Below are 26,171 nucleotides of genomic sequence, written 5' to 3'. Positions count from 1 at the left end.
CGCAGGCGCTAACCCGGAGCTGTGGCGATTTCGCGACTCAAAAGCGGGATTGTCCATCGGCGGGGTCAAACTCTCAGAACCCGCTTTCTTCTTCTTCGATCAGAATCTCGCGTTTACCGGCATGGTTGGGCTGACCGACGATGCCTTCGTTTTCCATGCGCTCGATCAGCGACGCTGCGCGATTGTAACCGATCTGCAGCCGGCGCTGGATGTAGCTGGTCGACGCCTTCCGGTCGCGCTTCACGATGGCAACGGCTTGCTGGAACAGATCGCCACCACCGCCATCGGCACCCATGCCGGTCGAATCGAATACCGCGCCGTCCTCGCCCTCTTCCGGTTCTTCGGCGGTGACCGCCTCGAGATATTCCGGCTCGCCCTGCGTCTTCAGGTGGCGCACCACCTTCTCGACTTCCTCGTCCGACACGAAAGGACCGTGTACGCGCGAGATGCGGCCGCCGCCAGCCATATAGAGCATGTCGCCGCGGCCGAGCAGTTGTTCGGCACCCATCTCACCCAGGATGGTGCGGCTGTCGATCTTCGACGTGACCTGGAAGGAGATACGCGTCGGGAAGTTCGCCTTGATCGTGCCGGTGATGACGTCCACCGACGGACGCTGCGTGGCGAGGACGACGTGGAGACCGGCGGCGCGTGCCATCTGCGCGAGACGCTGCACCAGGCCTTCGATGTCCTTGCCGGCGACCATCATCAGGTCGGCCATTTCGTCGACAATGATGACGATATAGGGCAGCGGCGCGAGATCGAGTTTCTCTTCCTCGTAGATCGCCTTGCCGGTTTCCTTGTCGAAGCCGGTGTGAACGGTGCGCGAGAGCTCCTCGCCCTTGGCCTTGGCTTCCACGAGGCGCGCATTATAGCCGTCGATATTGCGCACGCCGAGCTTGGCCATGCGCTTGTAGCGCTCTTCCATCTCGCGCACGGCCCATTTCAGTGCGACCACGGCCTTCTTCGGATCGGTCACGACCGGCGTCAGCAGATGCGGGATGCCGTCATAGACGGAGAGTTCGAGCATCTTCGGGTCGACCATGATCAGGCGGCACTGATCCGGCCGCAGCCGGTAGACCAGGCTGAGAATCATGGTGTTGATCGCGACCGACTTGCCCGATCCGGTGGTACCGGCGATCAGCATATGCGGCGTACGCGCAAGATCGATGATGATCGACTCGCCGCCGATATTCTTGCCGAGGCAGAGCGGGAGCTTGATGCTGCCGTCATTGGTGTCCTGCACGGTCAGCAGTTCGCGCAAGTAGACGTTTTCGCGATGGGCGTTCGGCAGCTCGATGCCGATGGCGTTGCGACCGGGGACGACGGCGACGCGGGCGGACAGCGCGCTCATGGAGCGCGCGATGTCGTCGGCAAGGCCGATCACGCGCGACGACTTGATGCCGGGTGCGGGTTCGAGTTCGTACAGCGTGACGACGGGGCCGGGATTGGCTTTGACGATTTCGCCGCGCACGCCGAAGTCCTGCAGCACGCCTTCCAGCGCGCGCGAATTGGCTTCGAGTTCGGCCTTGCTGAGCGGCTTGCGATCGGCGGCCTTCGGCGCGGTGAGCATGCCGACGGAGGGCAGTTCGAACTTGCCGTTGGATTTGCGCACCGGCTCCTTGGCCGAGGATTTCTTGCGCGCCTTCGGGGCGGGCTCCTCTTCCTCTTCTTCTTCCTCGTAGTCCTGCTCTTCGTCCTCGTCGTGATCGCTCTCGTCTTCGTCGCGCGGCGCAATTGACGGGCTGTTACGACGACCGCCGAGGTTCGGTTCCTGACGTTCGAAGGAGGCCGCGCGCACCTTGGGCTCGCTTGCAACCATCTTGCCGTAGACCAACGAGAGGAAACGGCCGAGACGCGCCTTCGCGCTCATCACGGCATGCGCCGCCCAGCCAAGCGAGACCGAGATCGAGCTGCGATCGCGGGTTTCGTCTTCCTCGAATGGCTCGTCGTCTTCCTCGATATCGATCTCGGCAAACTCTTCCTTCGCTTGCGCGCCATAGCCGCAGGCGATCAAGAAAGTCACGATCATCGCCGCGCAGAGAATAAAGCCGAGGACGAATCGATAGATGAAGCCGACGGGGCCGAAGACCACCGCGGGCGCGCGAAACAGCGCGTCGCCGACCACGCCACCGACGCCGGTCGGCAGGGGCCACGACCCGCCATGCTGCCAGCAGCTGGCAAAGCCTGATGCGATGATGGTGCAAAGGACCCAGCAACCGATGCGCAGTGCTTCGCGATCGAAATGCCGATGCGTCATCATCCGCCAGCCCCAGACGGCGATGGTGAGAATCATCATGATCGCGCCGAGGCCGAGAATCTGCATCAACAGATCGGCACCGATCGCGCCGGGATAACCGGCGACATTGCGGATCGCACGCGAGGTGGCATGGCTCAGGCTCGGGTCCTGCACGGACCACGTCATCATCGCTGCCGCCGCGACTCCTGCGGCGCAGACCAGGCCAAAGCCCGCCAGTTCACGCAGCCGTCGTCCCAGCATCTCGCGAATCGACGCGGGCAGATGGCCGACGAGAGGAATGACGCGTTCGATCGTGGTGCTCATACCGGAGTGCTCATGCGCCCTGCATCAATCCAGGATCTTCAATTCAAAATCTTCACCAGCCGATGCAAAGCCTCGGCTGTCGTTTCACTGTCCTGCACCATGGCCAAACGAATATAGCCGGCGCCGGGATTGCTGCCGTCGGCCTGCGGGCGCGCCAGATAACTTCCGGGCACCACGCGCACGCCGCCATCGCGATACAGTCTCACGGCTGCCTCTTCGTCGCCGCCATATGCGGAGACATCGAGCCACAGACAGAAGCCGCCAGCCGGGCGCTTGTAGCCGTAGCGATTGCCGAGGATCTGATCCGCAAGATCGAACTTCAGGCGGTAGAGCCTGCGATTCTCTTCCACATGTGCTTCGTCGCTATAGGCGGCAACCGCGACCTGCTGCAGCGGCACCGGGACCTGCGGTGCGGCCACATTGCGCAGTTCGTGAAATGCGCCGAGGAATTTCTTGTCGCCGGCGACGAAGCCGACGCGCATGCCGGGCAGGTTCGAGCGCTTAGACAGCGACTGGAACGCAACGACATTGGCATAGTCGGGTCCGGCTGACGCCAGCATGCTGCCGGGCGCGGCGTGTGTGTAGATTTCCGAATAGCATTCGTCTGATAGCACGATGAAACCGTAGCGCAGCGCGAGGTCGTGCAGCTTCTTGAAGTAAGCGGGCGTCGCGACGGCGCCTTGCGGGTTGGCCGGCGATGCGACGTACATGGCCACCGTGCGCGCCAGCGTGGCCTCATCGAGTGCGTCGAGATCGGGAAGGAAGCCGTTGGCCACTGTGGTCGGCATGAAGATCGGTTCGCAACCCGCGGCACGCGCACCGGCGCCGTAGGCTGGATAGAACGGATTTGGCAGCAGGATCGCCGGCGTGCCTTTACGCGGGCCGACAAAGCGCGCGGCCGTGATCGCGGCGAAGAACAGGCCTTCACGGCTGCCGTTCAGCACCAGCACTTCGGTTTCCGGATCGAGGTCGCGCGGGAGATTGAAGCGCGTACCCATCCACGTCGCGGCGGCGCGGCGGAACGGCTCAATGCCCTTGGCGATCGGATAGCGGCCGAAATCGGCGGTGTGTTTGGCGAGGACCGGTCCGACGAAATCCGGCACGGGGTGCTGCGGTTCGCCCAATGACAGTGTGATCAGCGGTTGGCCCGGCTGATATGGCGCCAGCAATTCCGTCAGTCGCGCAAACGGCGAACGCTCGCCATCGGGCCCAGCCGAGGTCCGGCTGCCAGCGCCTTGCGCCGCGGAAAGAGGAGCGGTGAGTGCCATCAGGAAAACGCCAGTACTTTCAAGGCAGCCGATCGCCCCATGAGATCGGCCGAAACGAGATCAAACCACCATAGATACGGCGAGGTTAAGACGCGATTAACCATCGAGGGGCCGGCCTTGCTATCACGCGTTCAGCGGCCGTCCAGGCCTATGCGGGGATTAGAATGGCACCTCAAAAAGTGAAAGGCCCCAGCTTGCGCTGGAGCCCTTCGACGGTTGGGACATTGCCGGGTAGTGCCCCAACCGATCCCTTTGTGAGCATCCCGGACCGATGATCCGGGATGGCTCGTGACGCTTACATGTTGTAGGCGCGTTCGGTGTGCTCGGTGACGTCGAGGCCTTCGCGCTCAACTTCAACATTGACGCGGAGACCGACGATCACGTCGACGACCTTGAACAGGATCGCCGAACCGACGCCCGACCACACCAGCGTGGTCGCGACAGCCTTACACTGCGCGATCATCTGGGTGACCATGTCGTAGTCGCCGATCTTGCCGGCGACGTAGTCCATGACGCCCGTGCCGCCGAGGGCCGGGTTGACCAGGATGCCGGTGCCAAGCGCGCCGATGATGCCGCCGACGCAATGGACGCCGAACACATCGAGCGAGTCGTCATAGCCGAGCGAGTTCTTCACGACGGTGCAGAAGAACAGGCAGACGACGCCTGCGACCAGACCGAGAACCATCGCGCCCATCGGGCCCGAGAAGCCGCAAGCCGGGGTGACGGCGACGAGGCCGGCAACCGCGCCCGATGCTGCGCCGAGCAGCGACGGGTGACCCTTGGTCATCCACTCCGCGAACATCCAGGCCATCGCCGCAACCGCAGTTGCGAGGAAGGTGTTGGTCATTGCGAGAGCGGCAGTGCCCGAGGCTTCGAGGTTCGAACCGACGTTGAAGCCGAACCAGCCAACCCACAGCAGGGACGCGCCGATCATGGTCATGGTCAGCGAGTGCGGAGCCATCAGCTCCTTGCCGTAGCCGGTGCGCTTGCCGATGATCAGGCAGCCCACGAGGCCAGCAATGCCGGCGTTGATGTGAACGACGGTGCCACCAGCGAAGTCGAGAGCGCCCCACAGGAACACCTGGCCAGCATCGGCCATGACTTCATCAAGCTTGGCCTGAGCCGCAGCCTTCGCATCGGGAGCCGCAGCCGCAACAGCCTTGGCGGCTGCAACGATGGCGTCCGGACCAGCCCAGTACCAGACCATGTGCGCGATCGGGAAGTAGATCAACGTCACCCAGAGCGGGATGAACAGTGCAATCGCGGCGAACTTGGTGCGTTCTGCGAAGGCGCCGACGATCAGACCGGGGGTAATGGCGGCAAAGGTCATCTGGAAGCAGAAGTAGACGAGTTCCGAGATGTTGGCGTCTGCGGTGAACGAAGCAGCCATCGAGTCAGGCGTCACGCCGGCGAGGAACGCCTTCGAGAAACCACCGATATAGGCCGAACCGCCAGTGAACGTGATGCTGTAGCCGTAGAGAGCCCAGATCACCATCACGATGCAAGCGGTGTAGAGGACCTGCATCAACACAGAGAGCATGTTCTTGGAACGAACGAGGCCGCCGTAGAACAGGGCGAGGCCCGGGACGGTCATCAACAGAACCAGCACCGTCGAGGTCATCATCCAGGCGTTATCGCCCTTGTTGACCGTCGGATCGGCGTAAGCCGCAGTTGCGGCGAACAGGCCAACGGCGAGTGCCGCCAATCCCGCGCCAGAGGGACGCTTAAACGTCATTGTGTTTGACTCCTGATTGAAGAATGGGTGAGCGCGAAATCCGAGGAATTCGACTTAGAGGGCTGCAGCATCGGCCTCGCCGGTGCGGATGCGAACCGCGTGGTCGAGGTTGATGACGAAGATCTTGCCGTCGCCAATCTGGCCGGTCTTGGCGGCGGTGGTGATGGCTTCGATGGTCTTGTCGACCTGATCGGAAGCGACAGCCACCTCGATCTTGATCTTGGGCAGGAAGCTCACCGCATATTCAGCGCCGCGATAAATTTCCGTATGGCCCTTCTGCCGGCCATATCCTTTGACTTCCGTCACCGTCAAACCATGAACGCCAATGGCGGTCAGGGCATCACGGACTTCCTCAAGCTTGAATGGCTTGATGATCGCCATAACAATTTTCATGGGTCCTATCCCCGCTTGGGCCCGACCGAAAACCGACCGGGCGATCTCGACTGAGGTTCACCACGCGGAGAAGTTCACTACGCGGGCACAGCCAGACCAGATAGAATCAAATGCCGTGCCAGATCGGCGGAATTCTCTAACGGTTTATGAATCCCCAGCTTTTCGCGTTTCTCACGTGATGAGACAGAGTGCGCTATTCGGTCGCGCCCAAACTCTAGCCAATCCTGCCCAAAATGGAAGCATGACAGGCTCTCGACATATTCCTGCTTAGGCGGCGGGCAGCCCAGAGGTGCCCAAATACGTCAATCCGAGGCAAAAAACTCGAAATTGTCTAATCTGCAGGCCTTCCAACTGGCGCGCGTGGAATTGACAGGGCTCAACCCGGGCAAGGCCGTAGAGCCCTTCGGGCGTATTCGAGCGGACTGAGAGCAGCTCTGGCTGAAAGCCCGTGGGGCGCTGGTGTATTGCCTAAAGCGCGTCGCTGTCGGTCTCGCCGGTGCGGATACGCAGGGCGTGGTCGATCGGGGTCACGAAAATCTTGCCGTCGCCGATCTGGCCGGTCCGGGCTCCGGTGGAGATGACCTCGACCGCCTTGGCCGCGAGGTCGGACGCCACAGCGATTTCGAGGCGCAGTTTGGGCAGGAAGTTCACAATATACTCGGCGCCGCGATACATCTCGGTATGGCCCTTCTGCCGGCCATAGCCCTTCACTTCGGTCACCGTCATGCCGTGGACGCCGATGGCCGTCAGAGCCTGACGCACTTCATCGAGCTTGAAGGGTTTGATGATCGCGACCACGAGCTTCATGCAGGATTCCTCTTCGGGGGGCGGTGTACGACCCTGCTTACGCAATCAGACAGCTTTATGCCATCCCCGTTGGCATGGCGCGTGGAAATTGGGCGGCGACGCTGCCTTCGGGGCGGGCCGTTTGCACGCCAAGATGGCGAAGCGGGATTCATGGCTGGAAGCGGAGCAACTTACGTCGCCGGCTTCTCGCGGCGCTCGCGCACTGAGCCTTCCTGCGCCACGGTCGCCACCAGCGTGCCGTCGGGCTTGAAGATCAGTCCGCGCGCGAGGCCGCGACCGTTCTGGGCGCTCGGCGAATCCTGGCTGTAGAGCAGCCATTCGTCGGCGCGGAACGGGCGGTGAAACCACATGGCGTGATCGAGACTGGCCGCCATCGCCTGACCGTCGAACAAAGTGCGGCCATAGCGGGCCATGATGGAATCGAGCAGCGAAAAGTCCGACGCATAGGCCAGCGCGCACATATGGAGCGCCGGATCGTCGGGCAGCTTCGCGGCGGTACGAATCCAGAAATTAATCCGCCCCTCCGGAATCTTCTCGCCAGCATAACGCTGGAATTCCACCGGACGCAGCTCGATCGGCCGATCGGACTCGTAATAGCGGCGGATGAAATCGGGCATCTTCTCGATGATCGGATGTTTCGAGAGCTCTTCCGCAGTGAGCTTGTCCGGCGGCGGCACGTCCGGCATCGGATCCTGGTGGTTGAACGAGTCCTCCTCCTCGGCGTGGAACGACACCATCATCGAGAAGATCGCATGGCCGTGCTGGATCGCGGTGACACGCCGGGTCGAATAGCTCTTGCCGTCGCGCAGGCGCTCGACCTCGTAGACGATCGGAATCTGCGGGTCGCCGGGCAGAATGAAATAACAATGCAGCGAATGCGGCATGCGGCCTTCGACGGTGCGGCACGAAGCCACCATGGCCTGGCCGATCACCTGGCCGCCGAACACCCGCTGCCAGCGCGTTTTCGGGCTGCGGCCGCGGAACATGTTCACCTCGATGGTCTCGAGATCGAGGATATCGATCAGATCGATCAGGCTCTTGGACATGTCGGCATCTTTCGCTCAGCGGCAATATTAAGGGAGGTTTACCAAGACCTTGGCCGTGCAGGCCCCGGTCCCATTGCCACCCTTGTTTCGCGATCCTGTTTCGCCCAGCTATAAGCGCGTGGCAACAGCGAGAACGGATATCATGGCGGCACAACGAGGCATTGTCATCGGCGGCGGAGCCTTCGCCGGACTGGCGCTGGCTTTGGCGTTGCGCCAGGGGCTTGGCCCCGATCTGCCGATTATTGTAGCCGATCCCGCGCTGGCGAACCGGCCAAGCCGCGATCCGCGTGCCACGGCCATCGTTGCTGCCTGTCGGCGGCTGTTCGATGCTCTCGGTGTCTGGGATGCCGTGGCTGCCGAAAGCCAGCCGATCCTCGACATGGTCGTTACTGATTCCAAGCTGGAAGACGCCACCCGTCCGACCTTCCTGACCTTCGGCGGTCATGTGGAGCCGGGCGAGCCGTTCGCACATATGGTTGAGAATCGCCGGTTGATCGACGAACTCGTGATCCGCGCCGAAGCGGCGGGCGTTGATCTGCGTGCGACCGCGGTGACGACATTCGATTCACGGGCCGACGGTGTCAGCGTCGCGCTCGGAGATGGCAGTGTGATCGAGGCAGCACTTCTTGTCGCTGCCGATGGCGCGCGCTCGAAGCTGCGCGAGCGTGCGGGCATCGCAACCCATGGCTGGGACTATGACCAGTCCGGTATCGTCGTCACCGTCGGCCATGAACGCGATCATGACGGACGTGCCGAAGAGCACTTCCTGCCCGCCGGGCCGTTCGCAATTCTGCCTTTGACTGGCAAGCGTTCGTCGCTGGTGTGGACCGAGAAGCGCGCGGAAGCCGCGCGCATCGTCGCTTTGCCGGATGATGAATTCCATGCCGAGCTCGAGCAGCGGTTCGGCCTGCACCTCGGCGAGGTCAAAGCGCTCGACAAGCCGCGGGCCTTTCCGCTCGGCTACTTCGTCGCGCGCTCCTTCATCGGCGAACGGCTGGCGCTGATCGGCGACGCTGCGCATGTGATCCATCCGATCGCGGGGCAGGGACTCAATATGGGTCTGAAGGATGTCGCGGCATTGGCAGAAACCATCGTTGATGCTGCACGTCTTGGGATGGATTTCGGCCAGATCGATGTGCTGGAGCGCTACCAGCGCTGGCGCCGCTTCGACACCATGACAATGGGTGTCGCCACCAATGTGCTCAACGTCCTGTTCTCGAACGATCTGCCATTCGTGCGCAGCATCCGCGACATCGGTCTCGGCATCGTCGATCGACTGCCGCCGCTGAAGGGTGCTTTCATCAAGCAGGCTGCGGGATTGTCGGGGGAAGTGCCGCGGCTTTTGAAGGGCGAGGCACTGTAGGACTATTCGTCATTCCGAGGCGCGCGCGGCGTCAGCAGCGAGCCAACCCAGAATCTCATTATGATAAACAGATCGAGATTCCGGGCCTGCGCCATTCGGCTTCGCCGTCTGTCGCATCCCGGACCGACGACACATGTCCTAATCGATCTTCCGCGCTTCTTCCGGCAGCATGATCGGAATGCCATCACGGATCGGATAAGCAAGCTTGGCCTGGCGCGAGATCAGCTCCTGGCGGGCGGCATCGAATTCGAGTTGGCCCTTGGTCAGCGGGCACACCAGAATCTCGAGCAGCTTGGCGTCGACGGTGCTTTCGGCGCGCTCGATTGGCGGTGTGGTCATGGGTGCGCTCCGGTGATGCGGTCGTTGATCATGGTTATTTATCAGAATTACTGCAGCGGTGGGTCGCCGCTGGTGCGCTTCTTGGCCAGATCCATTTCAGTGACAGCGATCAGGATCTCAGCGCGGGTCTTGAGATCGGGCGCTTCGAGCATCGCCTGTTTCTCGGGCGGACCATAGGGCGACATCATCGCCAGCGCGTTCACCAGGGCCTCGTTGGGCGCCTTGTCGATACCTTCCCAATCCACTTTCAGGTTGTTGGCCTTGAGGAAGTCGGTGAGCACCGCGAGCAGCGCGGCCCGGTCGACATCATCTTCGCCCTTGCGTGCGGTGAAATCGTCGATGAAGGGGAAGTAGTCGACCTTGCACTGCCGGTACGCCGTCAGCACCGAGAGTTCCTGCACCACTTCGAAACGGGAAACGCCGGTCAGTTCGAGGATGTAGCGGCCGTCGCCGGATTCGGCGAGCTGGGTGATGCGCCCGACACAGCCGACTTTGAACAGTGCCGGCTTGGCCTCATCCGGCGAATGCGCCGCATCGGGCTGGATCATGCCAATCAGCCGGTGCCCGTCGCGAAGCGAATCGTCGATCATCGCGAGGTAGCGCTGCTCGAAAATGTTCAGTGGCATCTGGCCGCGCGGCAGCAGCAGTGCGCCCGGCAGCGGAAAGACCGGGATCACCTCGGGAAGTTCGGCAGGCCCGCGATAGTCGGCATTGATGGGCATGTCCGGTTCCGATTCGTCACACGAGAAGAATTACGAGAACAGGATAGTCGATAACCGCCTGCGGCCGTCAACGGTGGCCTCATCCGTCGGTCCCCAGGCGTCGAAGAACTGGATCAATTGCTTGCGGGCGCCGTCGTCATCCCATTTGCGATCACGCTTGACGATTTCAAGCAGGTGACCCGTGGCTTCACTGCGCTGGTTGGCGCCATTGAGTGCGATCGCAAGGTCGAAGCGGGCCTGATGGTCGAGCGGATTCGCGGCGACCTTCTGTTCCAGCTCGGTGACCGGACCGAGCGCGCTGGCCTGTTCGACCAGATCGATCTTCGCCTGCACGGCCTTAACCGCAGCGTCCTCACGCTTCGCGACTGGGACAAGTTCGAGGGTTTGCTTGGCCTGTTCGATGGCGCCGGTCTCGACGTAACAGCGGGCAAGGCCAGCAATGGCGGCGATATTGCCGGCATCGGCGGCAATCACCTCGCCATAGATCGAAGCGGCGGTGGCCGGATCGCCCTCAGCCAGAATCGCTTCGGCTTCCTGAAGCAATTCGGCAGCCGTCGGCTCGGCGCCGGGCATGCCGGCTGTCAGCTTGTCGATGAACGCATTGACCTGGCTCTCCGGAACCGCACCCATGAAGCCATCGGCCGGCTGGCCGTTGACGAAGGCGATCACGGCGGGGATCGACTGGATGCCCATCTGGCCGGGAATCTCCGGATTCTCGTCGATGTTCATCTTGACCAGCTTCACCTTGCCCTTGGCGGCGGTCACGGCTTTCTCGATGACAGGAGTCAGCTGGCGGCACGGACCACACCAAGGCGCCCAGAAGTCGATCAGGACCGGCTGGCGTTTGGATTCCTCGATGACGTCCTGCACGAAGGTGCGGGTGGTCGTGTCCTTGATGAGAGCGGTTGCTGCCTGCGGCGTCGAACCTGCCTGCGGCGCCTGTGCGCCGCCCTGATCCATGATGGTCACGTGAACCTCGCTCGATGTCTGAAAAATTTGGCTGCTTCTAGCATGGCCTGAGCGATTAAATGGCGTCCGTGACAGTAATTTGCAATCCGGTGAAATAGGTCCGGCAGGGACCGATTCGACCCGAGAGGCGACATTTCGCTGTTTTGACCCATTTTCTGGGCAAAATCGGGCTCAAAGGGCCATAAACCGCGATTAACTCGCCGCGATCCGAGATGCAGTCTAACTGTTGCATTCGCCACCGGCATTTGGCATAGGTCTGCGCGTCGGCGGCGAGCAATCGCCGCCTGTCTTCTCGGATGCGGGTGTAGCTCAGTGGTAGAGCACGACCTTGCCAAGGTCGGGGTCGAGGGTTCGAATCCCTTCGCCCGCTCCAGAATTTTCCTGGTTTTTTGGCATCAGTTTTATCGATCACAGGCCGCCGTTCGGCGGCCTTGTCGTTTGTGATCCGCAGGCACGCAGATCCGCCCCGCATCGCTTGAAATCATCGGGCGTTGGGCAGACAATCCACGGGCGAAGCGGGTACGAGACTGACGATGCCGTCGACCACTGATTCCAACCTGGAAATTGCCAAGCGTGCCAATGACGAGGCGCGGGCGGATTTTGCGACCTGGGTGATGATGGCGAAGCTGAAAAGCCTCGACGCGCTGCCGCAGGAAGCCCAGACATTCTATGCGGGCTATCTCGCGCTGCTGGCGCGTGGCAAACAATCCGAGCCAGCCGCGGCCGAAGCCACCATCCAGACTGTCTACCGCAGCTATTATTCCCGCATGGGCGGCACCGGCATCGCGCCCATCATCAAGACGGCTTCGAGATCAAGACCAATGCCCGACGACAACAGTAACAACGTCACGCCCTTTCGCCGGATCAAGCCCAACACGCCACCGCCCCCGCGCGAAAAGAAGAAGCTGCCGGTCGCGTTGATCTTCATCGGGTTGATCTTGCTGGCTGTGGCCTGGCGCTATCTCACCAAGGGCAGCCTTTAAAAAAAAACGTAGCAGTGATCGCGCGATGATGCGGTGCGATGCACCAATTGCATCAGGCTACTGGAACTAACTTTCAAAATTTTTTTCAAGATGTCGTCGTGATGGCGACGTCTTTCATTTGCGCGAGCGTTAGTTGCGCTTTTCACCTGCGACATTTGTGCTAGCATCTCACTGTCTGAGAAAATCACAGACCAATAAAGTTCGTCTCGAACGTTCAATAAGACATAGCAGCCGCAACAAGCTGCACAGGGAGTGACGCGATGAAATCGATGACTGGTCGATCCGTTGTTGCGTGCGCCGCCATCCTCGCTACGGCGATCGGCATGGCCTCGCTCAATCAAGCGAGCGCACAGCAAAAGCTCAAGAGCTACAAATCCGATACCAAGGAATTCTGGACCAATCCGCCGGACGACTGGTTCCTCGGTGACGAGACCGAGGCACAGAAGGGGCTGGCGCCGCCGTCGGGCCCGCCGACCGGTGCGTCCGATGCCGAACTCGCAGCCATGATGAAGAAGATCAAGCTGCCGCCGGGATTCAAGATCGAGGTCTATGCATCCGGCGTGCTGGCGGCGCGGCAGATGGCCTGGGGCGATAAAGGCACGCTCTTTGTCGGCTCGTTCGGCCTCGGCAACGTCTATGCGATCACCGACAAGGGCGGCAAGAAAGAGGTCAAGACCGTCATCAAGGGCATGAAGATGCCGACGGGCATCGCCTTCCAGGACGGCGCGCTCTATGTGATCGATATCAACAAGCTGATCAAATACGAGAATGCCGAGGCGAACCTCGACAAGCTCGGTGATGGCAAGGTGGTCTATGACGACATGCCGTCATTCGCGGCACATGGCTGGAAGTATCTCGCGCCGGACAAGGACGGCTGGTTCTACGTTCCGTTTGGACCTCCCTTCAACATCGGCATTCCGCCGACCAGCCTCTCGCAGATCCGCCGTGTCGATCCCAAGACCGGCAATGCCGAAATCGTCGCGCTCGGCGTGCGTAACTCGGTGGGCGGTGACGTCGATCCGCGCACTGGCAAATACTGGTTCACCGAAAATGCGCGCGACTGGATCAGCGACGATATGCCGAGCGACAAGCTCAACATGATCTCGAAGCTTGGTGAGCATTTCGGCTATCCGCATTGCCATCAAGGCAACATGCCGGATCCGAAATTCGCCATGGGTCACAAGTGCTCGGAGTTCACGCCGCCGGTGTTGAATCTCGGCGCCCATGTCGCTCCGTTGGGGATGAAGTTCTATACCGGCAACATGTTTCCTGCCGAGTACAAGAACAACATCTTCATTGCCGAACACGGCTCGTGGAACCGGCACAAGTATCAGGGCGCACGTATCAAGCGTGTGATCGCCGGGCCGGATGGGAAGAACGCCAAGCAGGAGATCTTCGCCTCCGGCTGGATCGAGGGTGACCAGGGTTATCTCGGCCGCCCTGCCGATATCGTTCTGGCCAAGGATGGATCGCTGCTGATTGCCGACGATTGGGCAGGCGCAATCTATCGCATCAGCTACGCGAAGTAAGTCGCGAATTGCGTGAGGCTGGAGTTGCGTCATCCGCAGCTCCAGCCTCATGTATTCTGGAATGGGAATGTGGCTCATGCATCGTTCTGCAATCGCGGCTGTTCTTGTCTTTCTAGTTCTTGGTTCTGGGTCCAGTCCGGCTGATGCCGCCGATATCGCCGCGGGCAAGGAGAAAGCCGAGCTCTGCAGCGGCTGTCACGGCGAAAACGGCATCTCGCAAATGGAGAACATCCCTTCGCTCGCTGCACAGCCGGATCTGTTTATCCAGTGGCAGCTGGTGTTCTTCCGTTCAGGCACGCGCAAGAACGAACAGATGCAGCCGATCTTGGAGCAGATCGACAATAACGACATCCGCAATCTCGGCGCCTATTTCGCCTCGCTGAAGCCGCCGGAGGGCAAAAAGCCCGATGACAATCCGGATCTGTCGGCCAAGGGCGCGCAAGCGGCGGTCGGCCGCCGGTGTGCATCGTGTCACACGGAAAGTTATGGCGGCACGAAGGCGGTGTCGCGTATCGCCGGACAGCGCGAGGACTATCTCGTCAAGGCGCTGCGCGATTACAAATCCGGCGTCCGCGCCGGTGGCGGCATGGCAGCGATGGCCGAGGTTGCCTATTCACTCAGTGAAGAAGAGATCACTGCGCTGGCGCATTATCTGGCGCATCTATGAGGGGAAATCCGTAGCCCGGATTGCGATTGGCCTGATCCGGGTTACGTTGCGATGCTTACGCTACCCGCTGATGCTCATACGCCTTGAGATGCGTATAGATCATCCGCAGTCGCGGCACGGCGACCTTGGCGGCATCGGCGCGGGCGATGACATCGCCGACGATCTGGTCGGCCTCGATCTGCGCCTTGTTGAGAATGTCGCGATACATCGAGGCGGTCATCTTCGAACCCTCTGCCGTCAGCATGCCCTCGGTGCGTTCGAGGAAGGCTGCCCGCGGTGCGAAGCCGTTGGCCTTGGCGACGCCACTCATCTCATCCCGCACGCCGAGGATGAAGTCCCGGCCGCCAGGTGCCGCGACGATGTCGCCGACAGCGCCGCGCATGGCACTGGTGGAGCCGGCGATCGTCGCCAGGAACACCCACTTCTCCCACATATCCTGCATGATATTCTCGGAGGCCGCGCCTCCAAAGTTGCCGGTCGCCATGATCGCAGCGATCGCCTTCACGCGATCTGAACTGCCGCCCTTGCGTTCGCCGAAGCTGAGCACCTGCATCGGCGCCATCTGGACGACCTCGCGCGCCTCGTTGAGCGTCGCTGCAATCTGGCATTGGCCGCCCATGACATTCTCGGCGCCGAACCTCTTCTCCAGTACGTCGAGATGCTTCATGCCGTTGAGCAGCGGAATAATCGCCGTGTTCGGCCCAACCGCGGGTGCAAAGGACGCGATGGCGTCGTCGAGGTCGAAGGCCTTGCAGCTCAGCAGCACGACACCGAATTTCTCCTTGATCGCATCTGCCTGCACCGTCGGCGGATTCTTCAGGGTCACGTCGCCGTGCGGGCTCTTGATGACAAGGCCGGCGCTTGCCAGCTCACCGGCGCGCTTCGGGCGAACCAGGAAAGTGATGTCATTGCCGGCCTGCAACAGCCTGCCGCCGAAATAGCCGCCGATGGCACCGGCGCCGACCACGAGAATACGCATTGGGATGAGTCCATGTTGGATTGGAACGTGAAGCTGTCAAACAGTAGCCCGTCATTGCGAGCGAGGCGAAGCAATCCAGTTCCTTGTCGATGCAGGGCTGGATTGCTTCGTCGCAAGGGCTCCTCGCAATGACGGCTGTGGTGTGAGCGGACTACCACTTCTCTCCGAACGGGCGGATCTCCAGCTCGAAAGTCCAGGCGCTACGCGGCTGCTGATAGAGCTGCCAGTATGACTGGGCGACCGACGCAGGCGGCATCAACAAATCGGGATTGTTGAGCGCCTCCTTGCCCCACATCTGCTCGCGGCGTTCGCGCACCCAGGCGGTGTCGACGCCGCTGTCGATAATCAGATGGGCAACATGGATGTTTTTCGGGCCGAGCTCGCGGGCCATCGCCTGAGCCACTGCACGCAACCCGAATTTGGCCGATGCAAAAGCGGCAAAGCCACTGCCGCCACGCAAGCTCGCGGTGGCGCCTGTGAAGAAGATGTTGCCCTGGCCACGCGGCATCATCAGCCGTGCAGCTTCGCGCCCGGCCAGGAAACCGGAATAGCAGGCCATCTCCCAGACCTTGCGAAACACCCGCTCGGTCGTCTCCAGAATTGGGAAATTGACGTTGGCGCCGACATTGAAGATGCAGACCTCCAATGGCGCATGCGCATCGGCGTCATTGAGGAAGGCGGCGATCTCGTCTTCCTTGCGGGCATCGAGCGAGCGCGCCACGATCGTGCCGCCCATAGCCTCGATCTCTGCCACCAAAGGCGCCAGCTTGTCGCCGTTACGGCGCCCAGCGAACACCGTGAAACCTTCGGCGGCGAATTTCTTGGCGATCTCCGAGCCGATAAAATCACCGGCGCCGATGACCGCGACAGTCGCGTTGCGCTTCTGCATGATGTGCTCTCCGCTATTTGCCGGCGCCGGTAATCAATTCCTCGACCTCGCGCAGCTGTTCCTTGCCGAAGAACATCTCGTTACCCACGAAGAAGGTCGGCGAGCCGAAGGCGCCGCGCTCCACGGCGGTCTGTGTGTTCGCCACCAGTACTGCCTTCACCTCGGGCTCCTGTCCGCGTGCGAACAGTCTTGCGCCATCGAGACCCGACTCGGTCAGCGCTTTGATGGCCACGTCGGGGTCATCCATCTTCTTTGGCTCACCCCACATATGATGGAATGCGGCATCGACGTATTTCTCGAACACGCCGTCAAGCTGTGCCGCGATGGCGACGCGCATCAGGTTCAGCGTGTTGACCGGGAAGAACGGATTCATCGTGTAGGGCTTGACGCTGAAGCGCTCCACGAACCGCTCGGTCTCGAGCTCATGAAATTCACGTTTGTTCTTGACGCCGGCATAGGTCTCCGCCGGCGAGCGATTATTGGTCGCCTTGAAGATGCCCCCCAGCAGGACCGGGACGTATTCGAATGTCACGCCGGTGCGCGCTTCGATCGCCGGGATCGCCAGATGGCTGAGATAGGCGTTGGGGCTGCCGAAATCGAACAGGAATTGTGGCGACGTCTTGGTCAAGGCGGTCTCCCGAATTTTTATTGGGTGCAGTGTGGCGCAGCACGTGCGATGCGTCCACATCTTTTATGATGACCGTAATGCTATGGCTTGACGGCGCACAGTCAGATCAGACGCTGTACGGTCCGTTTGCGCCACACCAGCATGTAATAGCTCATCTGCAGAACAAACATGGCGCAAAAGGTGATGGGGTAGGCGGCCCAGACGCCATCAAGACCGATGGCGCGGCTGAGGAAGATCGCCGAAGGCACCTCGATGGCGACGATGGCGAACACCAGAAGCGCCAATGGTGCAAATACCGTTCCGCTGGCGCGCATCATGCCGGAGAAAGTGGTGGCCATGCCGAACAGCACCGAGCTCCACAACACGATGTGAAGCGATCGCTGCGCAAGTTCGAGCACCGCGGGATCGACGATGAACAGATTCATGAGGTTGCGGGAGAACAGATAGGCGATCGCCACCAGGCCGCCGGTCAGGACGAGGTTCATCAGCAACCCCGTGCGCACGATGGCGCCGAGCCGGTCGGCATGGCCGCGGCCGATGGCCTGTGCGCCGAAGATCGAGACCGTGATGGATATGGAGATGGCGGGAAACTGCACATAGCTCAAAATCTGGTTGACCGCGCCATAGGCGGCGGTCGCGTTGGAGCCGAAGCCGTTGACGAGGCCGAGCAACACCAGCTCTGCCATCGACATCACGGCCATACCGATCGCGGAAGGAATGCCGATCCGCAACACCTTGCGCAGCAGCGCGCCGTCCAGCCGGATGCTGCGCAGGAATTCCGCGTCGGGCGCCAGCGCGTGTTTTTTGCGGCGCAGATACATAGCAAGCCAGAGCAGGGTAAATACGCCCGACACCGCCGAGGCACAGGCGGCGCTGGCGACGCCAAGGCGCGGCAGGCCGAACCAGCCCTGGATCAGGGCCGGTGTGACGGTGAGTCCGATGATGGTGGACAGTGCCAGCGCCCATAGCGGCGTCACGGTGTCGCCGACGCCGCGCATCATCGATGTCATCAGAATGAAAATGAAAGTCGCCGGCATCGCCAGCATCATGATGCGGGCGTAAGCGGTGGCCGCATCGAGAATATCCGGCGGCGTCGTCAATGCGATCATCAACTGCCGGCTGAACAATCCGCCGAACACGGCGATGATCACGGCGAGCAAGATCGCAATGGCGAGCGTGGTGCCGGCCACGGCCTTCACCTTGTGGCGCTCGCCTGCGCCCCAGGCCTGGCCGATGAGCACCGACGCGCCAGATCCAAGTCCGACAACGAACGAGACAAAGAGGAACATCATCGGAAAGAACACCGATGCCGCGGCGAGCGCATCGACGCCGATCATCTGGCCGACATAGATGCTGTTGATGGTGCCGAACAGCGATTGCAGAATATTGCTCAGCATCATCGGTGCAAGGAAGACGAGAAAGGTCTTCCAGAGGGGCGGAACGTTCGACACGGGCATTTCCTTGGGATGGACGTGACGGCCGATCAGGCCGAGGTCGATTCGGCGCGATCACTGAAGGCAAGCTTGATGATGTGGTCGCGAATATCTTCGGGCCATGGGGCGATCAGGCCGGCAAAGCGTCGCCGGTCGTCAGCGAACAAGGCCCGCGACGCTTCCTCGAAACCGGGCCGGTCGCCCGCCATGGTCGACATGAAGTGATAAGCGGCGTCACGCGCCGCACGAAGCCGATCCCGGTCACCATGGACGCGGCGCGCCTCCTCGACCAGTTTTCGTAATGCGACGGAAGCGCCGCCGGGTTGAGTGCCAAGCCACTCCCAATGGCGCGGCAACAGCGTTACCTCGCGGGCGACAACGCCGAGCTTCGGCCGGCCACGGCCACGGGGCTCGGTCGACGCCTCGACGTGGGGCTCGACCGCGGATAGCTGGGGCAGGCGGGCGACGACCTCGCGATGGCTGCCGCGCAAATCGATATCGAGTGACTTGCCGGTGGCGTTGTCGAAAATGACGATCGGATCGGCGATTGCGCCGGTCGCGATCTTGATTGCGATCGCGACCTCGGCCAATGGCCCAGAAGCCAGCAGCTTCGGACCGGCAAAGGCGCTAAACGGAGGAACACTCATTTCAGTCATGGGATAAGCCCGTCTCATCATCAAGATCGATGCTAATTATACCCGGATAATATATCTGTCAATATTACCCGGGCGATAATTAAGTGCGCCAGCTCGCAAAGGATCGCCATGCTCACTGTCCATCACCTGAATAACTCGCGCTCCCAGCGCGTCCTGTGGCTGCTCGAAGAGCTCGGCGTTCCCTATGAGATCATCAGATATAACCGGCAGCCCAACATGCTGGCGCCGCCGGAGCTGCGGGCGATCCATCCGCTCGGCAAGTCGCCTGTCATCACCGATAGCGGCAACACGATCGCCGAGTCCGGCGCGATCGTCGAATATCTCGTCAAAACCTACGGCAACGGCCGGCTGATTCCGCCTGACAACACACCGGAGCGCCTGCGCTTCACCTATTGGCTGCACTACGCCGAGGGGTCGGCGATGCCGCCGCTCCTGTTGAAGCTGATCTTCCTGATGCTGCCGAAGCGCGCGCCGTTGCTGATGCGCCCGGTGGTCAATGCCATCGCGGCGAAAGCGCTGGACACGCTGGTCGATCCGCAACTCAAACAGCACATGGCGTTCTGGGAAGGCGAACTGTCGAAGAGCGAATGGTTCGCGGGCAGCGAGTTCACTGCAGCCGATATCCAGATGAGCTTCCCGCTCGAAGCCGCGTCCGCGCGCGCCGGGCTGGAGCAAGGACACCCCAAGGCGATGGCGTGGCTCGCGAAGATCCACGCGCGGCCCGCCTATCAGCGTGCGCTGGAGAAGGGCGGGCCGTATTCGGTGGGGCGCTAGACCGCGGGGAAGCCGAACAGCTTCTGCGGATTGTTCGTGAGGATACGATTGCGCGTCGTCTCATCCGGCACCCACTCTGCAAGCAGGTCGAGCAGATCACTTACGCCCATCATCACATCCCAGTTCGCCACATGCGGCCAGTCGGAGCCCCAGATGCAACCATCCGGATTGGCGGCGACCAGCTTCAGGGCGAAGGGAGTCGTATCGCTATAGGGCGGGCTACCCTGGATGCTGGTGCGATAGGCGCCGGACAGCCGCACCCATGCGCCGTCACGAACGAGTCCGACCAGAGCGTCGAAGCCCGGATCGTTGATGCCGCGTGAGGTCGGGAAGTGTCCCATGTGGTCAACGAGGAATGGCACCGGCAGTTTCGCAAAGCGTGAGGCGAGAGCCGGAATATCCTTGGCATCGATCAGGAATTGCAGATGCCAGCCCATCTCGCGGCAGAGCGACGCGTAGTCCTCAAGCTGCGCGAAACCCATCCCGCCGCCATAAAGCACGTTGAGCCGGAGGCCGACGACGCCGGCTTCTTTCAGCGCGGCCTTCTCCTTCTCGGGGCAATCCAGCCCGATCACGGCGATGCCGCGCAGCCGCTGGCGATTGGCGGTGAGCGCGTCCACCAGCAGGCGGTTGTCGGTGCCATGCACGCTGACTTGCGTTAGCACGCCGTAAGTCATGCCGGTCGCATCGAGCATCGATAGATAAGATGCCGCCGTGGCCTCCGGCGGCGTGTAGCTCCGCCCGGCGACGAACGGATAGTCCGGCGGCAGACCAATCACATGGGCATGCGTATCAACGGCACCACGCGGCACGGTGAACCGTGTCGCGCTGCGCTGGCTCGGTTGCGGCCCCGGGCAAGCCCGGGGTTCGCTGGGGGATGAATCAGGCGTCTGCATAGAGAATACGTCCGCGGGTTTCGGGCAACGCATAGGCTGCGAGGAAGAACAGGCCGTAAGCCAGCACTGCGAAGATCGCGATGGCATTGCCGAGGCTGGTGGTGTTGGACAGAGCGCCGACCAGGAACGGGAACAGAGCGCCGATACCACGGCCGAAATTGTAGCAGAAGCCCTGACCAGATCCGCGCAGACGTGTTGGATAGAGCTCCGTGAGGAACGCGCCCATGCCGGAGAAGTAGCCCGACGCAAAGAAGCCGAGCGGAAAGCCGAGGATCCACAGCACTTCGTTGGTGAGCGTCACCTGTGTGTAGATCAGGATGACTGCGATGGCGCCGAGCGAGAAGGTCAGGAACAGGTTGCGCCGACCGATGCGGTCGGCGAGCCATGCACCGACGAGATAACCGATGAAGGAGCCGACGATCAGCGCCGAGAGATAGCCGGTCGATGAGACGATCGACAGCTTGCGCTCGGTGGTGAGGAAGCGCGGCACCCAGAAGGTGATGGCGTAATAGCCACCCTGGCAACCGGTTGCAGCAAGCGACGCAAGGATCGTGGTCTTCAGCATCGGGCCGGCAAAGATTTCGCTGAGCTTGGGCCGATCGCCGCTGGCGTTCTGCTTGGCCCGGGTCTCCGCGGCGATGACCGGCTCTTCGACGTAGCGGCGCAGATACAGCACCAGCAAAGCCGGCAGTGCACCGATGGCGAACATCCAGCGCCACGCCGTCTCTGGTGGAAGCCATGAGAACAAGACCGCTTGTGACAGCACGGCGAGACCCCAGCCGATCGCCCAGCCGGACTGTACAGAACCGACTGCGCGGCCGCGATATTGCGGGCGGATGGCCTCGCCCATCAGCACGGCGCCTGCGGCCCATTCACCGCCAAAGCCGATGCCGAGCAGTGCACGCGCCACCAGCAGCTGATCGAAATTCTGCACGAAGGCACAGATCAGCGAGAAGAACGAGAACCACAGGATCGTGAGCTGCAGCGTGCGGACGCGGCCGATACGGTCGGCAAGATAACCGCCGAGCCAGCCGCCGATGGCGGATGCGAGCAGTGTCACCGTGCCGGCGAGGCCGGCGGTGCCGGGATCGACCTTCCACATCACGATGATGGTGCCGATCACGAGCGGATAGATCATGAAATCCATGCCATCGAGCGCCCAGCCTGTGGCGCAGGCCCAGAATGTGCGGCGCTCCGGCGGATTCATGTCGCGATAGAAGGCCAGAAGGCTGGTGTCTTCGATTTCCGCGCGCTCAATAGCGCCGGGATCGATTGGTCGGTTGCCGCTCATGATTGTTTCCCCCGTTTGTCATCTGGTTCGGGGGCGCTCACCCGCGCGCCCCTGGGGGCACCGGATATGTCATTGGACGTCAGTACCCAGATGCCTCAGCGCCACGCGTACGCGGATCAGGGGCGCCAAGCAAGCCGTCTGGCGTCACGAGAATAGAATTGGCCGAAGTCTGGCCCATCGGTTCGACTACCTTGTGGCCCATGGCACGCAGTGCATTGAGGGTCTCTTCGCTAAAGCCGCGTTCGATGCGCACTTCATCAGGCAGCCACTGGTGATGCAGGCGAGAGGTCGCGACGGCCGACATCACATCCATTCTGTAGTCGATCACATTGACGATCACCTGCAGCACCGTCGAGATGATGCGGCTGCCACCGGGCGAGCCTGTGACGAGAACAGGCTTGCCGTCCTTCAAGACAATAGTCGGCGACATCGATGACAGCGGCCGCTTGCCCGGGCCGGGCAGGTTGGCTTCGAAGCCGACCAGGCCGAAGGCATTCGAGGCGCCGGGTGCTGCGGTGAAATCGTCGAGCTCGTTATTCATCAACACGCCCGTGCCATCGGCGACGAGGCCGACACCGTAGGGAAAGTTGAGCGTATAGGTATTGCTCACAACATTGCCGGCAGCATCGACCACGGAATAGTGGGTCGTGTTCTGCCCTTCACGCGGAGGCACCGCAGACAGCGCGTCGGTCCATGGCGTCGCCTTGTCGAGATCGATCGAGGCGCGCTGTTTGGCGGCGTAGTCTTTCGAGGTCAGTATCGCAATCGGTGCATTGACGAATGCGGGATCGCCAAGATAGCGCGCACGATCGGCATAAGCGCGTTTCATAGCCTCGATCAGTAGATGCAGCGACGGCGCCGAGCCTTGCCGCAAGGTTGCCACTGGAAAGCCTTCGAGGATGTTGAGTGTTTCCAGCAGCACTGTGCCGCCGGATGATGGCAGTGGCATCGAGACGATATCGTAGCCCCGATAGCTGCCGCGCACCGGCTGGCGGATCACCGGCTGATAGGCCTTGAGGTCTTCGATCGCAAAAATGCCGCCGGCCTTGTTGATGCCATCGACCAGCTTCTGCGCCACCGGGCCTTCGTAGAATCCGCGTGGCCCTTGCGCGGCGATTGCCGTCAGCGTCGCAGCAAGGTCGCTCTGGGTCAGCGTATCGCCCGGTTGCAGCGCTGTGCCATCGGAGCGCGAGAAGATCTTCACCGATGATGGCCAGCGCGCGGTGCGTCGTTGCAGATCGGGCAGCGTGGCGGCGATATCGTCCGCCACGACGAAGCCGTCGCGCGCCAGCACAATCGCGGGCTGTAACAGATCCGACAATGTGAACTTGCCCGAGCCGTATTTCTCCAGCGCCAGCGCAAGTCCCGCCACCGTGCCGGGGATGCCGATGCCCAAAGCTGAATCGCGGGATTTCGCGGTGTCCGGTTTGCCGTCGCTGCCGAGAAACATGGTGCGGGTGGCAGCGGCCGGTGCGGTCTCGCGATAGTCGATGGTGATGTCTTCGCCGGAGGCTGTGTGGATCACCATGAAACCGCCGCCGCCGATATTACCGGCGCGCGGATAGGTGACAGCCATGGCGAAACCGCTCGCAACAGCCGCATCGATCGCATTGCCACCGCGCGCCATGACATCCGCACCCACCTTAGCGGAGATCTTCTCCTGGGCGACGACCATGCCATGCGTGGCAGCGATGGGTTTGAGCGTGCCTGACGGTGCGGGGGTATAGACGTCACGCGCCTGCTGCGCGTTTGTCGATGCCGGGACGACGAGTATAAAAGCGAGTGCTGCGACGCACGTACAACGCAGGAAAGCAAACAGTGCCATCGATCACTCCGGCTGACAGCGGACATGATCGCATCGCCGTCTCGAATGCTATATGGCTTGTGAAACGTACGAGACAACACTCTGTGATTCGCGGGGGATACCACGCATGGCGGTCGCCGCCGCTTCATCAGCCTCTGTGACAGCGGCGCCAAAGACCTATCCACCGCGCTCTGCGGTGATCAGCTGGATGTTTTTCGACTGGGCGGCCCAGCCTTACTTCAGTCTCATCACAACCTTTGTTTTCGCGCCCTATTTCGCCACGCGCGTGGCATCCGACGCCGCCACCGGGCAATCCCTGTGGGGCTTCGCCACCGCTGCGGCCGGGTTGGTCATCGCGCTGGCATCGCCGATGCTTGGCGCGATTGCCGACGCGAGCGGCCGCCGCAAGCCGTGGATCGCAAGCTTCGGTGCGATCTTCGTGATCGGCGCCTGCATCATGTGGATCGGCAAGCCCGGCGATCCCGCTATCATCCTGCCGCTGCTGATTGCCTATGGCTTGGCGACCATCGGCGTGGAGTTTGCCACCGTGTTCAACAATGCGATGATGCCGACGTTGGTGCCGCCGGATAAAATCGGCCGCCTGTCCGGTTCGGGCTGGGCGCTCGGCTATGTCGGCGGCATTCTCAGCCTAATCATCGTGCTCGGCTTCATGGCTGCGAACCCGACCACGGGGCGCACATTGTTCGGTCTGGTCCCGATCCTCGGTCTCGACCCCGCGACGTTCCAGGGCGATCGCATTTCGGCGCCGCTGTCGGGCCTGTGGTTCGTCGTCTTCGTGCTGCCGATGTTTCTGCTGACGCCGGATTTTCCTGCAAAGGTTTCGCCCGGTCACGCCGTGCGTGCAGGTCTGACCGATCTCAGGCACACGCTAAGTGATCTGCCGAAGCATCGCTCGATGATGGCATTCCTGATTGCCAACATGATCTACACGGACGGGCTGGTATCGCTGTTTGCTTTCGGTGGCATCTATGCGGCCGGCACGTTCGGTTGGAATACGATTCAGATCGGCACATTCGGTATCATCCTGGCCATTGCCGGAACGTTCGGCGCCTTCGTCGGCGGCAAGCTCGACGATGCGTTCGGACCAAAGCGTGTGATCACTGGCAGCATCCTGCTGCTGCTGATCTCGATCATCGCGATCCTGCTGATTGATCGCGAAACCATCTTCTTCATCAAGGTCGCGCCGCCGGTGCCCGGTGGCGGCCTGTTCGCGGCGCCTGCGGAGAAGGCCTATCTCGCGCTGGGTTGCCTGATCGGCATGGCGGGCGGTCCGCTGCAGGCGGCATCGCGCACGCTGTTGATCCGGTTGGCACCGCAAGATCGCATCGCGCAGTTCTTCGGTCTGTTCGCGCTGACCGGAAAGGTGACGTCCTTTATGGGGCCGTTGCTGATCGGCCTCGTCACCGCGGTCACCGCCAGCCAGAAGGCTGGCATGGCGGTGCTGGTGCTGTTCTTTGTCGGTGGCCTCGGTCTGCTCGCACGAGTGCGGGAAGACTAGGGTGCGCGTCCCGGGATATCTCCGATCGAATCCTTATTTCGCTCAGCAGCGATGAGCATTTCGACAAAGGCGGTCACCTTGCGCGGCCGGAATTGTGCTGCAGGGTAAACCGTGTAGATGCCGCCGGACGGCAGCTGCCATTCCGGGAGGGCATGGCTCAGCCGCCCCGAGGCTAGATCTTCGGCCACCAGGAAATCCGGCAAAACCGAAAGGCCGCCACCGGCTCTGACTGCCGCGAGTACCCCTGGCGTCGTGTCGATGCCCATGCTCGCCTGCATGCGCACGGTCCGTCGTTCGAGGTCGCTGCGCGAGAACTGACACAGTAGCGGTTCGCGCAGTGCCATGTTGGCAATGAACGGCAGCGCAGCGAGATCCTTTGGATCGTAGGTGGCCGCGATTCGATCCGCGAATGCAGGGGCACCGACCAGCAATTGTCGGAAGGATCCGATCTTGCGCGCCTGCAGGCTGGAATCTGCAAGCCAGCCGACCCGGATCGCCATGTCTATCTTGCCGGAGGTGAGATCCATCGTCTGGTCGCTTAGCGTCTGCTCCACGCGGCAGCCAGGATAGCGCTTTGTGAAGGCCGTGACCACCGGAACGACCACTGCGATACCGTAGTCGTTGGGCGCGGTGATGCGCAGGGTGCCGGTCGGCTCGGCGGCCGCTTGGGTGAGTTCGTTGAACGCATCCTCCGCTTCCCGCAAGATCATGACGCAACGTGCATGAAACATGCGGCCGGCCTCGGTCGGATGGACGCGCCGCGTGGTCCGGACGAGAAGGCTCGTCCGCAACTCCTGTTCGAGCTGCGTCACCTGCTGGCTCACCACGGCCTTGGTGATGCCGAGCCGCTCTGCCGCGCGCGTGAAGGAGCCTGTGTCAACGACAGCAGCGAAATAAGCCAGCCGGTTCAGGTTCATCGCT

At 61.8% G+C, this 26,171-nt stretch carries 24 protein-coding genes and 1 tRNA gene; 7 read left to right on the top strand and 18 right to left on the bottom strand.

Annotation, left to right across the window (positions count from 1 at the left end; all coding sequences use genetic code 11):
* Positions 1-73 precede the first annotated feature (73 nt).
* The 6 genes from HP556_RS27900 to tesB form a co-directional block, all read right to left on the bottom strand.
* Positions 74-2,560, bottom strand: coding sequence for a DNA translocase FtsK (locus tag HP556_RS27900; RefSeq protein WP_175369333.1), 2,487 nt, complete (start codon positions 2,558-2,560; stop codon positions 74-76).
* 38 nt (positions 2,561-2,598) lie between these two features.
* Complete coding sequence (locus HP556_RS27895) at positions 2,599-3,828, bottom strand: aminotransferase class I/II-fold pyridoxal phosphate-dependent enzyme (RefSeq protein WP_175369332.1); 1,230 nt, start codon at positions 3,826-3,828, stop codon at positions 2,599-2,601.
* A gap of 295 nt (positions 3,829-4,123) precedes the next feature.
* Positions 4,124-5,563: an ammonium transporter gene (locus HP556_RS27890; protein WP_089263149.1), complete on the bottom strand. Its 1,440-nt coding sequence runs from the start codon at positions 5,561-5,563 to the stop codon at positions 4,124-4,126.
* Between the two features lie 54 nt (positions 5,564-5,617).
* A complete protein-coding gene (locus tag HP556_RS27885) occupies positions 5,618-5,956 on the bottom strand; it encodes a P-II family nitrogen regulator (protein ID WP_068730208.1) in 339 nt (112 codons plus the stop codon).
* Between the two features lie 468 nt (positions 5,957-6,424).
* A complete protein-coding gene (locus tag HP556_RS27880; RefSeq protein ID WP_089263151.1) occupies positions 6,425-6,763 on the bottom strand; it encodes a P-II family nitrogen regulator in 339 nt (112 codons plus the stop codon).
* 170 nt (positions 6,764-6,933) lie between these two features.
* A complete protein-coding gene (gene tesB, locus HP556_RS27875; protein WP_089263153.1) occupies positions 6,934-7,809 on the bottom strand; it encodes an acyl-CoA thioesterase II in 876 nt (291 codons plus the stop codon).
* 142 nt (positions 7,810-7,951) lie between these two features.
* Between tesB and HP556_RS27870 the strand changes: the two genes are divergently transcribed.
* Positions 7,952-9,172, top strand: a complete 1,221-nt coding sequence (locus tag HP556_RS27870) for a ubiquinone biosynthesis hydroxylase (RefSeq protein WP_175369331.1) — start codon at positions 7,952-7,954, stop codon at positions 9,170-9,172.
* A gap of 138 nt (positions 9,173-9,310) precedes the next feature.
* Here the strand turns inward: HP556_RS27870 and HP556_RS27865 are convergent, their stop codons facing one another.
* From HP556_RS27865 to trxA, 3 genes are read right to left on the bottom strand one after another with little or no spacing between them, the layout of a single operon-like run.
* On the bottom strand, positions 9,311-9,511 hold the full coding sequence (locus tag HP556_RS27865; protein WP_068730204.1) for a Trm112 family protein: 201 nt from the start codon (positions 9,509-9,511) through the stop codon (positions 9,311-9,313).
* A gap of 47 nt (positions 9,512-9,558) precedes the next feature.
* Complete coding sequence (locus HP556_RS27860; protein WP_068730203.1) at positions 9,559-10,233, bottom strand: LON peptidase substrate-binding domain-containing protein; 675 nt, start codon at positions 10,231-10,233, stop codon at positions 9,559-9,561.
* Positions 10,234-10,263: 30 nt separating this feature from the next.
* Positions 10,264-11,202: a thioredoxin gene (gene trxA / locus HP556_RS27855; protein ID WP_414716828.1), complete on the bottom strand. Its 939-nt coding sequence runs from the start codon at positions 11,200-11,202 to the stop codon at positions 10,264-10,266.
* A gap of 298 nt (positions 11,203-11,500) precedes the next feature.
* Here trxA and HP556_RS27850 point away from each other — a divergent pair.
* The 4 genes from HP556_RS27850 (at position 11,501) to HP556_RS27835 (ending at position 14,381) form a co-directional block, all read left to right on the top strand.
* Positions 11,501-11,575 (top strand) — tRNA-Gly (locus HP556_RS27850).
* Between the two features lie 160 nt (positions 11,576-11,735).
* On the top strand, positions 11,736-12,185 hold the full coding sequence (locus HP556_RS27845; protein WP_175369330.1) for a hypothetical protein: 450 nt from the start codon (positions 11,736-11,738) through the stop codon (positions 12,183-12,185).
* 260 nt (positions 12,186-12,445) lie between these two features.
* Positions 12,446-13,714: a PQQ-dependent sugar dehydrogenase gene (locus HP556_RS27840; RefSeq protein ID WP_175369329.1), complete on the top strand. Its 1,269-nt coding sequence runs from the start codon at positions 12,446-12,448 to the stop codon at positions 13,712-13,714.
* A 76-nt stretch (positions 13,715-13,790) separates the two neighbouring features.
* Positions 13,791-14,381: a c-type cytochrome gene (locus HP556_RS27835; RefSeq protein WP_175369328.1), complete on the top strand. Its 591-nt coding sequence runs from the start codon at positions 13,791-13,793 to the stop codon at positions 14,379-14,381.
* Positions 14,382-14,436: 55 nt separating this feature from the next.
* Here HP556_RS27835 and panE read toward each other — a convergent pair whose 3' ends face one another.
* From panE to HP556_RS27810, 5 genes are all read right to left on the bottom strand, one after another.
* Positions 14,437-15,360 carry a 2-dehydropantoate 2-reductase gene (gene panE, locus HP556_RS27830; RefSeq protein ID WP_175369327.1) on the bottom strand — a complete coding sequence of 308 codons (924 nt, stop codon included), beginning with the start codon at positions 15,358-15,360 and terminating at the stop codon, positions 14,437-14,439.
* 151 nt (positions 15,361-15,511) lie between these two features.
* Positions 15,512-16,249, bottom strand: a complete 738-nt coding sequence (locus HP556_RS27825) for an SDR family oxidoreductase (RefSeq protein ID WP_120287656.1) — start codon at positions 16,247-16,249, stop codon at positions 15,512-15,514.
* Between the two features lie 13 nt (positions 16,250-16,262).
* The gene (locus HP556_RS27820) at positions 16,263-16,877 is read right to left on the bottom strand and encodes a 2-hydroxychromene-2-carboxylate isomerase (protein WP_175369326.1); all 615 of its coding nucleotides are present in this window, start codon (positions 16,875-16,877) and stop codon (positions 16,263-16,265) included.
* 101 nt (positions 16,878-16,978) lie between these two features.
* A complete protein-coding gene (locus tag HP556_RS27815) occupies positions 16,979-18,334 on the bottom strand; it encodes an MATE family efflux transporter (RefSeq protein WP_175369325.1) in 1,356 nt (451 codons plus the stop codon).
* Between the two features lie 26 nt (positions 18,335-18,360).
* Positions 18,361-18,966 (bottom strand): DUF2239 family protein, encoded by a 606-nt coding sequence (locus HP556_RS27810; protein WP_420878719.1) that lies wholly within the window; start codon positions 18,964-18,966, stop codon positions 18,361-18,363.
* A gap of 108 nt (positions 18,967-19,074) precedes the next feature.
* Here HP556_RS27810 and HP556_RS27805 point away from each other — a divergent pair, with 108 nt between their 5' ends.
* Entirely contained in the window at positions 19,075-19,740 is a 666-nt protein-coding gene (locus HP556_RS27805; RefSeq protein ID WP_175369324.1) for a glutathione S-transferase family protein, read from the top strand.
* Here HP556_RS27805 and HP556_RS27800 read toward each other — a convergent pair.
* The 3 genes from HP556_RS27800 to ggt all read right to left on the bottom strand — a co-directional run bounded on the left by HP556_RS27800 (position 19,737) and on the right by ggt (position 23,752).
* Positions 19,737-20,636 carry an amidohydrolase family protein gene (locus HP556_RS27800; RefSeq protein ID WP_175369323.1) on the bottom strand — a complete coding sequence of 300 codons (900 nt, stop codon included), beginning with the start codon at positions 20,634-20,636 and terminating at the stop codon, positions 19,737-19,739. The two genes, HP556_RS27805 and HP556_RS27800, sit on opposite strands and share 4 nt — an antisense overlap.
* Positions 20,623-21,927, bottom strand: a complete 1,305-nt coding sequence (locus HP556_RS27795) for an MFS transporter (RefSeq protein WP_175369322.1) — start codon at positions 21,925-21,927, stop codon at positions 20,623-20,625. Before HP556_RS27795 ends, HP556_RS27800 begins: the two co-directional genes overlap by 14 nt.
* 79 nt (positions 21,928-22,006) lie before the next feature.
* Positions 22,007-23,752 (bottom strand): gamma-glutamyltransferase, encoded by a 1,746-nt coding sequence (gene ggt / locus HP556_RS27790; RefSeq protein ID WP_175369321.1) that lies wholly within the window; start codon positions 23,750-23,752, stop codon positions 22,007-22,009.
* A gap of 106 nt (positions 23,753-23,858) precedes the next feature.
* Here ggt and HP556_RS27785 point away from each other — a divergent pair, with 106 nt between their 5' ends.
* Positions 23,859-25,250, top strand: coding sequence for an MFS transporter (locus tag HP556_RS27785; RefSeq protein WP_175369320.1), 1,392 nt, complete (start codon positions 23,859-23,861; stop codon positions 25,248-25,250).
* Here the strand turns inward: HP556_RS27785 and HP556_RS27780 are convergent.
* Positions 25,247-26,167 (bottom strand): LysR family transcriptional regulator, encoded by a 921-nt coding sequence (locus tag HP556_RS27780; RefSeq protein ID WP_175369319.1) that lies wholly within the window; start codon positions 26,165-26,167, stop codon positions 25,247-25,249. The genes HP556_RS27785 and HP556_RS27780 overlap by 4 nt on opposite strands.
* Positions 26,168-26,171 lie beyond the last annotated feature (4 nt).

Origin of the sequence: Tardiphaga robiniae, from assembly GCF_013359755.1 — a bacterium.
GTDB lineage: Bacteria > Pseudomonadota > Alphaproteobacteria > Rhizobiales > Xanthobacteraceae > Tardiphaga > Tardiphaga robiniae.
Note: the sequence above shows the minus strand (reverse complement) of the source record. Positions and strands in the feature narration are given on the sequence as shown.

Bases quoted from the DNA above. Each gene is read 5' to 3' on its own strand.
- HP556_RS27900 (WP_175369333.1), bottom strand. From the start codon at position 2,560: ATGAGCACCACGATCGAACGCGTCATTCCTCTCGTCGGCCATCTGCCC.
- HP556_RS27895 (WP_175369332.1), bottom strand. From the start codon at position 3,828: ATGGCACTCACCGCTCCTCTTTCCGCGGCGCAAGGCGCTGGCAGCCGG.
- HP556_RS27890 (WP_089263149.1), bottom strand. From the start codon at position 5,563: ATGACGTTTAAGCGTCCCTCTGGCGCGGGATTGGCGGCACTCGCCGTT.
- HP556_RS27885 (WP_068730208.1), bottom strand. From the start codon at position 5,956: ATGAAAATTGTTATGGCGATCATCAAGCCATTCAAGCTTGAGGAAGTC.
- HP556_RS27880 (WP_089263151.1), bottom strand. From the start codon at position 6,763: ATGAAGCTCGTGGTCGCGATCATCAAACCCTTCAAGCTCGATGAAGTG.
- tesB (WP_089263153.1), bottom strand. From the start codon at position 7,809: ATGTCCAAGAGCCTGATCGATCTGATCGATATCCTCGATCTCGAGACC.
- HP556_RS27870 (WP_175369331.1), top strand. From the start codon at position 7,952: ATGGCGGCACAACGAGGCATTGTCATCGGCGGCGGAGCCTTCGCCGGA.
- HP556_RS27865 (WP_068730204.1), bottom strand. From the start codon at position 9,511: ATGACCACACCGCCAATCGAGCGCGCCGAAAGCACCGTCGACGCCAAG.
- HP556_RS27860 (WP_068730203.1), bottom strand. From the start codon at position 10,233: ATGCCCATCAATGCCGACTATCGCGGGCCTGCCGAACTTCCCGAGGTG.
- HP556_RS27845 (WP_175369330.1), top strand. From the start codon at position 11,736: ATGCCGTCGACCACTGATTCCAACCTGGAAATTGCCAAGCGTGCCAAT.
- HP556_RS27840 (WP_175369329.1), top strand. From the start codon at position 12,446: ATGAAATCGATGACTGGTCGATCCGTTGTTGCGTGCGCCGCCATCCTC.
- HP556_RS27835 (WP_175369328.1), top strand. From the start codon at position 13,791: ATGCATCGTTCTGCAATCGCGGCTGTTCTTGTCTTTCTAGTTCTTGGT.
- panE (WP_175369327.1), bottom strand. From the start codon at position 15,360: ATGCGTATTCTCGTGGTCGGCGCCGGTGCCATCGGCGGCTATTTCGGC.
- HP556_RS27825 (WP_120287656.1), bottom strand. From the start codon at position 16,249: ATGCAGAAGCGCAACGCGACTGTCGCGGTCATCGGCGCCGGTGATTTT.
- HP556_RS27815 (WP_175369325.1), bottom strand. From the start codon at position 18,334: ATGCCCGTGTCGAACGTTCCGCCCCTCTGGAAGACCTTTCTCGTCTTC.
- HP556_RS27810 (WP_420878719.1), bottom strand. From the start codon at position 18,966: ATGACTGAAATGAGTGTTCCTCCGTTTAGCGCCTTTGCCGGTCCGAAG.
- HP556_RS27805 (WP_175369324.1), top strand. From the start codon at position 19,075: ATGCTCACTGTCCATCACCTGAATAACTCGCGCTCCCAGCGCGTCCTG.
- HP556_RS27800 (WP_175369323.1), bottom strand. From the start codon at position 20,636: ATGCAGACGCCTGATTCATCCCCCAGCGAACCCCGGGCTTGCCCGGGG.
- HP556_RS27795 (WP_175369322.1), bottom strand. From the start codon at position 21,927: ATGAGCGGCAACCGACCAATCGATCCCGGCGCTATTGAGCGCGCGGAA.
- ggt (WP_175369321.1), bottom strand. From the start codon at position 23,752: ATGGCACTGTTTGCTTTCCTGCGTTGTACGTGCGTCGCAGCACTCGCT.
- HP556_RS27785 (WP_175369320.1), top strand. From the start codon at position 23,859: ATGGCGGTCGCCGCCGCTTCATCAGCCTCTGTGACAGCGGCGCCAAAG.
- HP556_RS27780 (WP_175369319.1), bottom strand. From the start codon at position 26,167: ATGAACCTGAACCGGCTGGCTTATTTCGCTGCTGTCGTTGACACAGGC.